This window comes from Undibacterium paludis (genome assembly GCF_022568815.1).
In the GTDB taxonomy this organism is placed as follows: domain Bacteria; phylum Pseudomonadota; class Gammaproteobacteria; order Burkholderiales; family Burkholderiaceae_D; genus Undibacterium.
Map to the genome: position 1 here is coordinate 260,515 of NZ_JAKZHX010000009.1, position 12,397 is coordinate 272,911.

At 51.6% G+C, this 12,397-nt stretch carries 12 protein-coding genes and 2 tRNA genes; 9 read left to right on the top strand and 5 right to left on the bottom strand.

Annotation, left to right across the window (positions count from 1 at the left end; translation table 11 throughout):
• Both LZ463_RS17060 and LZ463_RS17065 read left to right on the top strand, forming a co-directional pair.
• Nucleotides 1-77, top strand: a tRNA-Pro gene (locus LZ463_RS17060).
• 95 nt (nucleotides 78-172) lie between these two features.
• A tRNA-Pro gene (locus LZ463_RS17065) sits at nucleotides 173-249 on the top strand.
• Between the two features lie 85 nt (nucleotides 250-334).
• Here LZ463_RS17065 and ribD read toward each other — a convergent pair.
• Both ribD and apbC read right to left on the bottom strand, forming a co-directional pair.
• The gene (gene ribD / locus LZ463_RS17070) at nucleotides 335-1,444 is read right to left on the bottom strand and encodes a bifunctional diaminohydroxyphosphoribosylaminopyrimidine deaminase/5-amino-6-(5-phosphoribosylamino)uracil reductase RibD (RefSeq protein ID WP_277624074.1); all 1,110 of its coding nucleotides are present in this window, start codon (nucleotides 1,442-1,444) and stop codon (nucleotides 335-337) included.
• Between the two features lie 22 nt (nucleotides 1,445-1,466).
• Nucleotides 1,467-2,555 (bottom strand): iron-sulfur cluster carrier protein ApbC, encoded by a 1,089-nt coding sequence (gene apbC / locus LZ463_RS17075; RefSeq protein WP_241457006.1) that lies wholly within the window; start codon nucleotides 2,553-2,555, stop codon nucleotides 1,467-1,469.
• Between the two features lie 181 nt (nucleotides 2,556-2,736).
• Between apbC and LZ463_RS17080 the strand changes: the two genes are divergently transcribed.
• On the top strand, nucleotides 2,737-3,429 hold the full coding sequence (locus tag LZ463_RS17080) for a methylamine utilization protein (protein ID WP_241457007.1): 693 nt from the start codon (nucleotides 2,737-2,739) through the stop codon (nucleotides 3,427-3,429).
• An 85-nt stretch (nucleotides 3,430-3,514) separates the two neighbouring features.
• Here the strand turns inward: LZ463_RS17080 and LZ463_RS17085 are convergent, their stop codons facing one another.
• Complete coding sequence (locus tag LZ463_RS17085) at nucleotides 3,515-4,114, bottom strand: DUF924 family protein (RefSeq protein ID WP_241457008.1); 600 nt, start codon at nucleotides 4,112-4,114, stop codon at nucleotides 3,515-3,517.
• 113 nt (nucleotides 4,115-4,227) lie between these two features.
• Here LZ463_RS17085 and LZ463_RS17090 point away from each other — a divergent pair, with 113 nt between their 5' ends.
• From LZ463_RS17090 to LZ463_RS17105, 4 genes are all read left to right on the top strand, one after another.
• Nucleotides 4,228-4,758 carry a GbsR/MarR family transcriptional regulator gene (locus LZ463_RS17090; RefSeq protein WP_241457009.1) on the top strand — a complete coding sequence of 177 codons (531 nt, stop codon included), beginning with the start codon at nucleotides 4,228-4,230 and terminating at the stop codon, nucleotides 4,756-4,758.
• Nucleotides 4,759-4,857: 99 nt separating this feature from the next.
• Nucleotides 4,858-5,295 (top strand): thiol-disulfide oxidoreductase DCC family protein, encoded by a 438-nt coding sequence (locus LZ463_RS17095; RefSeq protein ID WP_241457010.1) that lies wholly within the window; start codon nucleotides 4,858-4,860, stop codon nucleotides 5,293-5,295.
• A gap of 17 nt (nucleotides 5,296-5,312) precedes the next feature.
• On the top strand, nucleotides 5,313-6,635 hold the full coding sequence (locus LZ463_RS17100; protein ID WP_241457011.1) for an SDR family oxidoreductase: 1,323 nt from the start codon (nucleotides 5,313-5,315) through the stop codon (nucleotides 6,633-6,635).
• Nucleotides 6,632-7,102, top strand: a complete 471-nt coding sequence (locus LZ463_RS17105; RefSeq protein WP_241457012.1) for a DUF2269 family protein — start codon at nucleotides 6,632-6,634, stop codon at nucleotides 7,100-7,102. The genes LZ463_RS17100 and LZ463_RS17105 overlap by 4 nt, the downstream gene beginning before the upstream one ends.
• A 78-nt stretch (nucleotides 7,103-7,180) precedes the next feature.
• Here the strand turns inward: LZ463_RS17105 and LZ463_RS17110 are convergent, their stop codons facing one another.
• Together LZ463_RS17110 and LZ463_RS17115 are read right to left on the bottom strand one after the other, a co-directional pair.
• Nucleotides 7,181-7,912, bottom strand: a complete 732-nt coding sequence (locus LZ463_RS17110; protein WP_241457013.1) for a site-2 protease family protein — start codon at nucleotides 7,910-7,912, stop codon at nucleotides 7,181-7,183.
• 46 nt (nucleotides 7,913-7,958) lie between these two features.
• A complete protein-coding gene (locus LZ463_RS17115) occupies nucleotides 7,959-8,711 on the bottom strand; it encodes a DUF2167 domain-containing protein (protein WP_347176277.1) in 753 nt (250 codons plus the stop codon).
• Nucleotides 8,712-9,092: 381 nt separating this feature from the next.
• On the opposite strand from LZ463_RS17115, the gene LZ463_RS17120 reads away from it, so the two are divergent.
• Both LZ463_RS17120 and metG read left to right on the top strand, forming a co-directional pair.
• Nucleotides 9,093-10,169, top strand: coding sequence for a M29 family metallopeptidase (locus LZ463_RS17120; protein ID WP_241457014.1), 1,077 nt, complete (start codon nucleotides 9,093-9,095; stop codon nucleotides 10,167-10,169).
• Between the two features lie 169 nt (nucleotides 10,170-10,338).
• A complete protein-coding gene (gene metG, locus LZ463_RS17125; protein WP_241457015.1) occupies nucleotides 10,339-12,393 on the top strand; it encodes a methionine--tRNA ligase in 2,055 nt (684 codons plus the stop codon).
• Nucleotides 12,394-12,397: the final 4 nt, after the last annotated feature.

Consider the following 12,397-nt stretch of genomic DNA (forward strand, 5'->3'; position numbering starts at 1 on the left):
CGGAGTGTAGCGCAGCCCGGTAGCGCATCTGCTTTGGGAGCAGAGGGTCCAAGGTTCGAATCCTTGTACTCCGACCAGATTCCAGGGATCGTCAGTGACGATCCCTTTTATTTCGGTCATTTTGGATTAAACTGAAATGGACTAAACCGAAATAAATGCAAGACCAGTTTTTCGGAGTGTAGCGCAGCCCGGTAGCGCATCTGCTTTGGGAGCAGAGGGTCCAAGGTTCGAATCCTTGTACTCCGACCAGTTAAAAAGGATCATTGATAACTCAATGATCCTTTTTTCTTTTCTACATATTTTTTCCGGGGCCAAGCTGGAGTTAAGCAAAAACTCAGGCAAGACGCGCCAATATGCGTATATCCGCGCCCAGCTGCGTTACCTCATGAAAGCGCAAAGTCTGTGCCTGATCAACATGGGTCAACTCATTGAGGTCAAACAGGCCCGCGCCACGCCCCAATAGCTTGGGCGCCATATATAGCAACAATTCATTGACGCATTGCTGCTCAATCAAAGCACCATTCAAAGCGGCACCAGCCTCCACATGCAGCTCATTGATTTGCCGGCGCCCCAATTCCTGCATCAGCGCTGGCAAATCAACCTGCCCTTCCTGATTTGGCAGGCAAATGACTTCTATACCAGCCAGGCGCAATTCCACCTGTTTTTTTTCATCCGGCACAGCGCATACCAGTAAAGCCCCTCCTTGCAGAATCTTTGCCTCTGGCGATATGCGCAGGCGTGAATCAACAATGATTTTTTGCGGTTGCCGTGGCGTATCGAGTCCACGCACCGTCATCATGGGATCATCGGCAAGCACTGTACCTATGCCAGTCAGTATGGCATCGGCCCGGGCGCGCCAGCGATGACCATCCTGCCTTGCCTCTGGCGAGGTAATCCATTGACTCTGACCATTCGGCAATGCGGTAATGCCATCCAGGCTGCCGGCCACCTTCATACGCACCCAGGGGCGACCACTTTCCATGCGCTGGAAAAAACCTATATTCAATTCACGCGCCGACAGAGCGAGATCAGGGAATTGACCACATGCAACCGCAATGCCGGCTTCACGCAAGATGGCCAGGCCACGGCCTGCAACCTGGGGATTGGCATCCTCCATTGCGGCAACGACACGAGCAACCCCTGCTTCGCGCAAGGCGTTCGCACATGGCGGCGTACGACCATAATGACTGCAGGGTTCCAGCGTGACATATGCCGTCGCCCCACGCACATCATGCCCCTTTGCAGCTGCATCACGCAGGGCCTGCACTTCGGCATGCGCCCGCCCCACCGGCTGGGTCCAGCCCTGCCCCAGCACCTGATCATCACGCACAATCACACAACCAACCTTGGGATTGGGTGAAGTTTCTATCGTGGCGCGGCCAGCCAGGGCCAGCGCCATTTGCATGTACTGACGGTCGACCTGTAATTCAGGTTGCGAATCCATTTTACTCATGAAGCGATATGTCTCAGGTATTCTGTATACTGATGGTCGGGAACTTGCTGCTCATGTCCTTGGCTTTTTCTGCCACCTTGATGGCAACTTTGCGGGCAATATCTTTGTAGATTGCCGCAATTTTCCCGTCCGGATCGGCGATCACGGTAGGCTTGCCTGAGTCCGCCTGCTCACGTATGGACATGGTCAAAGGCAGGCTACCAAGAAAATCGATACCAAAGTCAGCACACATTTTCTGGCCGCCGCCCTCACCAAAGATATGTTCGGCATGGCCGCAATTTGAACAGATATGTATGCTCATGTTCTCAACGATACCCAAAATGGGGATGTCGACTTTTTCAAACATGCGCAAACCCTTGCGGGCGTCAAGCAAGGCAATATCTTGTGGTGTCGTGACGATGACGGCGCCAGTGACCGGCACTTTCTGTGACAGCGTCAATTGCACATCACCGGTGCCTGGCGGCATGTCGACGATCAGATAATCGAGATCATGCCAGTTAGTCTGGCTCAACAATTGCTGCATGGCCTGGGTAACCAGGGGGCCTCGCCAGACCATGGGTTCATCCGGATCTATCATAAACCCAATGGAAGACACTTGCAGGCCATGATTCTCCAAAGGCTCCATGGTTTTGCCGTCGACAGTCTCGGGACGACCGGAAATACCCATGATCAGGGGCTGTGAAGGACCATAAATATCGGCATCCAGAATACCGACCACCGCCCCTTCGGCCGCCAGCGCCAGCGCCAGATTGGCTGCCGTGGTCGATTTGCCGACCCCACCCTTGCCTGAGGCAACGGCGATGATATTCTTGACGTTCGGCATCAGCTTGATGCCGCGCTGCACCGCGTGCGCGACGATTTTTGAACTGACATTGACATTCACCTGATTCACGCCTGGCAAACGGGCAATGGCTGTAACGACGGCGCCCCTGATCAAATCAAACTGGCTTTTGGCTGGATACCCCAATTCCACATCAAGACTGATATTTGCTGCCTCGACTTTGATGCTCTTGACAGATTTAGTGCTGACCAGATCTTTTTGGGTATTTGGGTCTATGACTTGCGCCAGGGCTGCTTTTACTTCATCAACTGTAATACTCATGCAATTCTCCAAAGATATCCTGCAAGGATAGCGCAATTTGCGTCTTTCGCAGACTATAGCCTTGTTGCATGTGGGCATATAGGTAGCCATATTCAAGCAAGGCAAACTTCCACGATGCCTCAAGTTCAAGCATAATGGGCTGATAAACATGGCGGTTTTAACAAAAAATCAGGAGAACTTAATGCAAACAACCACCCTATTTCGCCCAGCAGCCAAGTTCAGCCTGCTGTTGACAGCCATTGGCGTACTGAGCAGTTCATTCAGCGCACAGGCAGGCTCCCTGGTCGGTGCCCTGACTGATAAAAACGGTCAACCTGTCAGTCATGCGGCCCTGTATGCCACACCGATAGGTGTGGCGCTACCAGAGAAAAAAGCTGACGAGACTGCCGTGGTGGCCCAGGAAAACTATGCTTTCAGCCCCTATCTGACCGTAGTCCGCACCGGAACCCTGGTACGTTTCCCCAACAAAGACAAGCATGAACATCACCTGAAATCTTTCTCACCTGCCAAAACCTTTGAATTACGGGTCAATAGCAAAAAAGAGGAACCTGCGCCAATATTGTTTGACAAGGCCGGCGATGTCGCCCTGGTGTGTCACTTCCACGACTGGATGCGCGGCTTTATCTATGTGGTCGATACGCCTTATTTTGGCAAGACTGATGCCTCCGGCAACGCCACCATCAACAATCTGCCCGCCGGCAAGTATGAAGTCAAAGCCTGGGCGCCAAATATGTTCGGCGAACCCTTAACACAAACCATACAAGTAGCCGGTGACGGTGCAAGCACCATCAAGTTCCAGTTCAATTTTGTTCCCAAAGCGCCACCTGCCCCACGCAATCTTGGTAAAGCACCAAGCACATTTGGCTACGATTGAGCTGTCAGTGGCTGCCGTCATCCGATGGCAGCCACTGACAATAAAACCGGTGTGATCTCTGCCATGAGCGAAAACCTGACCAGCTTTAGAACGAAGAGCCCGGCCCGGACAGAAATTGCAGTTCTTCAGCCGTTGACTGCCGCCCCAATATGCTGTTTCTGTGAGGGAAGCGACCAAAGCGCTGTATGACTTCACGATGCTTTATGGCGAAGCGATAAAAACCCTCAAATGTTTCACCTTGCCCGGTACTTACCGCCGTGCGTAAAGCTTCGTACAAGGCCACCGCCCTGTCCTGGTCTGCCAGTGATTCCGAATGTTCCAGGGGCAAATAGAAAAACACTCGCTGTATAGGGCGCAATTGCTGATCCAGCCCGGATGCCAGCCCGGCTTTGCAAAATTCCCTGGCGGCAGCATCAAAAGCAAATGCCTGTGGCGTGTTTCTGTACATATTCCTGGGAAACTGGTCGCACAATATGATCAATGCGAGCTGCCCTGCTGCATCACCCTGCCAGTCTTTAAGCTTGCCACTGATGGCTGCGTCGCTCCAGCTGGCGAACCGCTTTTTGATATCCGCATCGATGCTTTCATCTTTGGACCACCAGAGTCTTGATTGCGTCCCGGCTGTCACCATGTCGTCGGCATCTGAACCAAACCAGAACTCCAGCACACTATTTTTGTCTTCCATTCTTCCCCCTGACGTAAAAACATAGTGTAAATGATCTTGTCAGCAGCGTCGGCTACTTAAAATTCCTTTATTTCTGTCTTGACTGAAATGAAGGAATTCACTACACTGTGCTCATGGAACTTACACCCGTCAAACAAAAATTTATCCTGCACTGGGGCGAAATGGGCACCTTATGGGGGGTCAATCGTACAGTCAGCCAGATACATGCCTTGCTGTACGTGGTGGGTTGCCCCATGCAGGCAGAAGAGATTGCAGACACGCTGGGCGTAGCCCGTTCAAATGTGTCGAACTCGCTGAAAGAATTACAGAACTGGAAGCTGGTCAAGCTTGCCCATGTCATGGGTGACCGCCGCGCCCACTATGAAACCTCGCTGGATGTCTGGGAATTGTTCCGCACGGTAGTACGCGAACGCAAGGAGAGAGAATTCAATCCCACCATCACTACCCTGCAGCAATGCATGGACAGTCCCGACCTGGATCAGGAAGACAAGGCTACTCAACTGAGAATTGCAGAAACCCTGGCCCTGATGAAGACGCTCACCAGCTGGACCGACGAAATGTTGCGACTGGAACCCAGCACCCTGATGAAGCTACTGAAAATGGGGGCAACGGTACAAAAATTTGTCCGTGGGGAGGAAAAATGAGGCAGCTGCGCAAAAAGAAATGCTGATGCATTTTTTTTGACCAAACATTTCTGTCAAAACAGAAATTACAGAAAATAATATCAGATAAAGAAAACCATCATGACTGACTATCCACTGACCCTGCTATATGACGCAACCTGCCCTGTCTGCAAACTTGAAATGGACAATTTAAAGGCGCGCGATCTTGATCATCAATTGCTTTTTGTTGATGCCTCTGCCCCCGACTTTGATGCCGGCAAGTATGCCTGCACCCAGGCAGAAGTAATGCGTGTCCTGCACGGCATCAAGCCAGATGGCAGCATAGTAAAAGGGGTTGAAGTGATACGACTTGCCTATCGTGCTGCAGGCCTGGGCTGGATAACTGCAGTGACCGGTATCCCTTTATTAAAGCCGCTTTTTGACTGGGCTTATCAACATTTTGCCCTCAATCGCCATCATATATCTGTCGTGTTTGCAGACCTCATCATCCATATTGCAGCCAAACGCGTAGAAAAACGCAGTCGTGCCTGCAAGAATGGCTATTGCACCATCAAATAAAACACTTTGACTTAATCATGAAGATACTTATCTGCGGCGCGAATGGCTTTCTTGGCAGGCATATCACTGCCAGCCTGCAAGATGCCGGCCACGAAGTTTGCCTTGGTGTGCGAAAACTGAAACACCCTCGCCAGGTGCAGCAGGCACCTGCAGAAATTGCAGTCAATTTTGCCAGCGATACCAGCCCGGCCATATGGGAAGCGCGCCTGCGACAAATGGGCAGGATAGACGTCATCATCAATGCTGTTGGCATATTCAATGAATCTGGCGCTGACAGTTTTGACGCAATTCATCGCGACGGACCGATTGCCTTGTTCCAGGCAGCACAAGCCTGCGGCATCAAAACTGTCATACAAATATCAGCACTGGGTAGCAAAGAAGAAAGCAGTTGGGACACAGCACTGACACCCTATATGCGCAGCAAACGCGCTACAGATGACATGCTGATGCACAGTGATCTTAACTACCTGATACTGAGGCCATCGCTGGTGGTCGGCCTTGATGGCGGCAGCAGCCAGCTCTTCAGGAGCATGGCCAGCATGCCACTGACGATGCTGCCAGGCAGTGGTGATCAGCAGGTGCAGCCTGTGCATGTTGATGATCTGTGCACGGTGATCAATCACTGGCTGGCAGATCCGGCCAGGCAAAAGCAGATATTGCATGCGGTAGGTCCCGTAGCCATGTCTTACCGGCAAATGCTGGAAAACTATCGCACCGCCATGGGCATGCCGCCACAGTATATGATAGAGCTGCCCATGCCAGTCATGCGTGCCATCAGCAGATGTGCCAGCCTGCTACCCGCCAGCGTGCTGACACCAGACAGTCTGCACATGCTTGAGCAAGGCAATGTCGCCGATGCGGCAGCATTTGCAACACAATTGGGTACTCCGGCAAAATCAGCGAAGGACTGGTTCAAGGGCATACCGGCGCAAATGCTGGCCAGTGCAGCCATTGCCCATTGGAGCCAGCCTCTATTTCGCTATGTGCTGGCACTGATCTGGTTTGTTACCGCCGCCTTGTCGTTTGGTATTTACCCGATACCAGCAAGCCTGGCCTTGTTGCAACCTCTGGGTTTAAGTGGCACAGCAGCCCTGCTAACACTGATGGCGGCATCAAGCCTGGATCTTTGCCTGGGCATCGCAAGCTTGCTGTGGCCCAGACGCCTGTTATGGCTGATGCAGATTGGCCTGATTACCGGTTACAGCATCATTATTGCCCTGTTTTCGCCAGAATATTATTTACATCCTTTTGGTCCCATACTGAAAAATCTGCCGATACTGGCTGTCCTCGCTTATTTATACGCTCATCAAAGAGATTCAACACAAAGAGAAACAAAATGAACACTTATCTTTTGCTCAAAACCATCCATATCCTGTCGTCTGTTTTACTGGTGGGGACAGGTTTTGGTTCAGCCTTCTATATGTTTTTTACAAATCGCAGCAAAAACTTCCAGGCGCAAGTCGTGGTAGCGCGCCTGGTTGTGCTGGCAGACTGGTGCTTTACCACACCTGCCGTGATCATACAGCCACTGACAGGCTTTGCCATGGTCCATATGGCGGGCTGGCCCATGAATACACCATGGATCATGTGGTCATTTATTCTCTACCTGTTTGCAGGCGCATGCTGGCTGCCTGTGGTCTGGTTGCAGATACGCATGAAAGTCATACTGGAACAAACCAATGCCAATGGTGGCGCATTGCCAGCGCTTTATTGGCGTTATGCCAGAACCTGGGAATATCTTGGCTATCCAGCCTTCATCGCCATGATAGGCGTGTATTACCTGATGGTGAACAAACCGGCTCTCTAAAGTAAATGCCCCAATGACGTCATTGTCACCGGGGCATTGAGTGCAGGCTGCGATTTCCAGTAAGAGTTCAAATCAGGATCATGCACCTCTCACATGTGTGGTCGCCTGCACCATTTCATGTACATCATTGGTCATGACAGCCAGAAAACCAAGTAGCACCAGGTAATAGACAGCATAGGTAAAACGTACTTCTGCTGACAGGTCATAGTAGGCTTTGTTTTCTTCCGCTTCAGGATCATATTTCCAGGCGCGCCAGAGTTGTGGCCATGCCATTATGCCTATCAGTATCAACATCGGGCTGGGGCGATAATAAAACAATGCAAGCAATACAGGTACGCCGACAAACCAGATTCGCGGCGTCAACACTGCGGTAATGCGCCCACCATCGAAAGGCGACAGCGGAATCATATTGAACAGGTTGAGGAAAAACCCTGAATAAGAAATCGCCAGCAATAAATCACTGTTGTAGTTACGAGCCAGAAAATAGCAAAGTATGGACGCTACCGTTCCTGCCAGCGGCCCACCAAGTCCAACATAGGCCTCGGTCTCAGCATTGTGTGGCATTTCTTTCAACTCTATCCACGCCCCCAGAAAGGGGATGAAGGTGGGCAAGCCAACATTCAAACCACGCTGACGTGCGGCGATATAATGCCCCATTTCATGCGCAAACAGCAGCAAGACAAATCCAACCGCATACCACCAGCCAAAAATCCAGGAATAAATCACCACGGAGATCAGCATGGTGCCGCCCGAAGTCAGCAATTTGCCAAACTTGACACCCGAAAATAACAGGAAAAGCAGTTTCATCATGATGCTGTCACGCTTTGTATATATGTCTTAAGAAGCAGGGCAAGGCTTAATCCTTCTTGCGGCCGAACAGTTTGCCTATCATCGCGCCCCCGCCAACAACAGCAACCAGGATCAGCTTGGCAAACTTGGCGAGAAAAGCAAAGAGGATGGCAAACAAACCCAGTTTTTTTGCAGCCACACCGGCCACCAGCGCAGCCAGGCCATATTCAGCCACCCGGTCAGTACTGATATTGAAATCGCCATAGCGTTTGCCATCGGTAAATTCCAGTTGTCCCAGCAAATTCTTGGCGATGGTTTTTTGCTGCGGCAGGTCTTTCAAGTCTGTCACCAGGTTCAGGCTGATGTAGCCTTCGCGTCCCAGGGCATAGGTGTTGTAATTGACGCCCTGCTCACTGTTTTGGCCCTGCTTGTCTTTGGTGATGGCGGACCAGACCAATCTGTGGGTGGGTGCTTCATAGTTCGGTTTTTCTGCCCAGCCGACCAACTCCATTTCAGGTATGCCACGCTGGCGACGCTCTTTGTTGCCTTCTTCCGTGCCCTCTTTCAGGCTTTTAAGCAAATCATCGGCATTCCAGTCCTTGGCATCATCGTCCTTGATATAACCGGATTTTTCATAGCGGGCAACGATGATCCAGTTACCCTGTTCAGGCAAGACAACGCCGAGCAGGTCCGGATCAGCGGAGTTGCCCATGGCATGCATGAGACGGCCCGCCTCAGGCATAGGGACAAAAACTTCACCAGCCGGCACTTTCAATACTGCCTGATCGATCAATTTTATTTCAACGGGGCCAGGCTGCATTACCTTCTTCACCGCCTCAAAGGCTGCATTGGCTTCTGCCCTTGCAGCATCATTTTGGGCATGAGCAAAATGGCCAGAAAAAGTTAAAAGAAAGATTGCGACCCACCTCAGATACCGCTTATGCATCATGTTTTCCCTGTAAATTTATATTTTCATTATTCTTTATGGCAAGTCACTTCGACTTCGATTTTGTGCTTTGCTCAGCAACCTCTTTGTGCACTTCATTTTCATAAAGATAAGCATAATGCCTTGAAGCCTGGCCTAAATCAAATCAGGTTTTACCAGGATACGCGGCATTAGCGTCCATAAGCAGTAAAATACCGGACTTAGTCTCAGCAACGACAGGCATGCAGGCACCTCAGCCTTGCAGAATGCAAAACCATGACCAGACCAGACAGCAATAACAACATCTCAGCCGATAGCAACAATCCAGGCTTTACCAGTTTGTCAGCCAGCGCCGTCAGCCTGGCGCAGCAGCATGTGCAGGACATACTGAAACTGGCCTTTGAGCATACTGCACAGCAGGCAGCAGTACTGGTCTATGACAAACGCAGTGAGCTGGCCGAGGCGCTGATGCTGGCCTATAGCGCCTGTCTGCCACAAGCACAGAAGATTGACTTTGATGCAGAGACACCAGAATTCATCCTGAGCGCACTCAATGCGCTGTCAGCATCCGACCTGGTTATCCTGGTGCAATCGACAAATTTCAGGCTGGAAGCCTATCGTCTGCGGGTGGAGTTGTTCAAGCGCGGCCTGAAAGTCATAGAACATCCGCACCTGGCTCGCATGTCCGGGCAAGAAGCCCTGCACTACATAGAATCATTGGCCTATGATGCAGATTATTATCGCGGCACCGGCAACGCACTCAAACAAAAAATCGATGCTGCCAGCAGCGGTGTCATTGATAGCGGCGGTGCAAAACTGGTGTTCGGCGGCCGTTTTGAACCGGCCAAGCTCAATGTGGGCGACTATCGCGAAATGAACAATGTCGGCGGTCAATTCCCTATTGGCGAAGTATTTACAGAGTCTGTAGACCTGGAAGACGTCAACGGTCAGGTGCGCATCTTTGCCTTTGGCGATACCAGCTTCAAGGTCAACCAGCCTGCTTCACCTATCACCCTGGTGGTGGAAAAAGGCCAGGTCGTGGACACCATCAATACCACCCCTGAGTTTGAGCAGGTCCTGGCAAATATCCGCGCTGACGACAGGGTGGTCTGGGTACGCGAACTGGGTTTTGGTATGAATCGTGCGTTTTCCAAAGACAGGACCGTCCGCGACATCGGTACTTACGAACGTATGTGTGGCGTACACCTGTCACTTGGCGCCAAGCATGGCAGTTACGCCAAACCCCATATCAAACGTGGTGAAGGCAGGCACCACGTCGATGTATTTGCTGTTACCGAAGCAGTAAGACTGGACAATGAAGTCGTCTATAAAGATGGCGCCTGGGTAGTCTGACCTCCCTGGCGGCAGGCAGCAATTGCCAAAAGCCGATACAATCAGTCTAGATGTTATCAATAAAGCATAAAATTTCTTGCTTCCAGCCAAACACGGGGCAAAGCGGCTTCAATTTGCCCGTTCGCTGTTAGAATATTACCCTTGTCCGTTCTTGAAAAGTGCATCAACCATGACCCGTAAGCTGTTCGTTACCACTGCCCTGCCGTACGCTAATGCGCCCTTCCACCTTGGTCACATCATGGAATATATCCAGGCTGACATCTGGGTAAGGCATCAGCGAATGTCTGGCAATGAGGTACATTTCGTCGGGGCAGATGACGCACACGGTGCGCCTATCATGATTGCGGCTGAAAAAGCCGGTATCACACCACAGGAATTTGTCGCGCAGATCGCTGCCGGCCGCAAGCAGTACCTTGACGGCTTTCATATTCAGTTTGATAACTGGCACTCCACCGATGGTGAAGAAAATCACCAGCTATCACAAGACATCTATCGCAAACTGAAATCTGCCGGCTTCATCACCAGCAAAACCATAGAACAGTTCTTTGACCCGGTCAAAAACATGTTCCTGCCTGATCGTTACATCAAGGGCGAATGTCCGAAATGCGGCGCCAAGGACCAATATGGCGATTCCTGCGAAGTCTGCAGCGCTGTCTATGCGCCGACTGACCTGAAAAACCCATACTCCGTTCTGACCGGTGCGACACCTGTCATGAAATCGTCCGAGCATTTCTTTTTCAAGCTGTCCGATGAAAAATGTGTGGAATTCCTGCGCGGCTGGGCCCTGCAAGATAACCGCCTGCAATCTGAAGTGGCCAACAAATGCAAGGAATGGCTGGAAGGTGAAGGCGGCCTTGGCGATTGGGACATCAGTCGTGATGCGCCGTACTTCGGTATAGAAATCCCGGATCAGCCGGGCAAATACTTCTATGTCTGGCTGGATGCACCTGTTGGTTACCTGGCTTCGCTGAAAAACTACTTTGGCAAGACTGGCCGCGATTTTGACGCCTTCATGGCAGACCCGACGACCGAGCAAATCCATTTCATCGGCAAGGACATCACCTATTTCCACACCCTGTTCTGGCCTGCGATGCTGAAGTTCTCCGGTTACAAGACACCGGACAATGTATATGCCCACGGCTTTGTGACGGTATCGGGCGAAAAAATGTCGAAGTCACGCGGTACCGGCATTTCTCCCTTGCGCTACCTGGAAATCGGCATGAATCCTGAATGGCTGCGCTATTACTTCGCCGCCAAGCTCAATGCCAAGGTGGAAGACCTGGACATGAATCCCGAAGATTTTGTCGCCCGCGTCAATGCAGACCTGATCGGCAAATACATCAACATTGCCAGCCGTGCAGCAGGCTTTATCGCCAAGCGCTTCGATGGCATCGTGGCAACTGACTGGGCAACGGCAGATGATGCCTACCTCAATAACCTGCGCAATGTTGCGCCAGAAATCCAGTCCCTGTTTGAAGCACGTGAATACGGCAAAGCCCTGCGCCTGGCCATGGAACAGGCTGACCTGGTCAATGCCTACGTCGATGCCAACAAACCCTGGGAACTGGCGAAGAAGCCTGAGAACGACGCCAGACTGCAGGAAGTATGCAGCCGCTTGCTTGAAGCCTTCCGCATCCTGACCATCTTCCTGAAACCGGTCTTGCCACAACTGGCAACACAGGTAGAAGCACAATTGAACATCGCCCCGCTGCAATGGGCAGATGTGGCCACACCTTTGCCACATCAGCACAAGATCAATCCTTACACCCACCTCATGCAAAGGGTGGACCTGAAGATATTTGATGACTTGTTTGATGCACCGGCACCAACGACCACTACTGCGGCTGCGACCGAAGCAGCAAATGACATTGAAGCCCTGGCCGAAGAAATCAAGATTGATGATTTTGCCAAGGTCGACCTGCGCATCGCCAAGATCGTCAATTGCGAGCACGTGGAAGGCTCGGACAAGCTCCTGCGCCTGACGCTGGATGTCGGCGAAGGCAGCACCCGCAATGTGTTCTCAGGTATCAAATCAGCGTACCAGCCAGAACAACTGATAGGCAAGTTCACTGTCATGGTGGCTAACCTGGCGCCGCGCAAGATGAAGTTTGGCATGTCGGAAGGCATGGTACTGGCGGCATCTGCTGCTGATGAGAAAGCCAATCCAGGCCTGTACATACTGGAAGCCTGGCCAGGCGCGCAGCCGGGCATGCGCGTTCGCTGACATG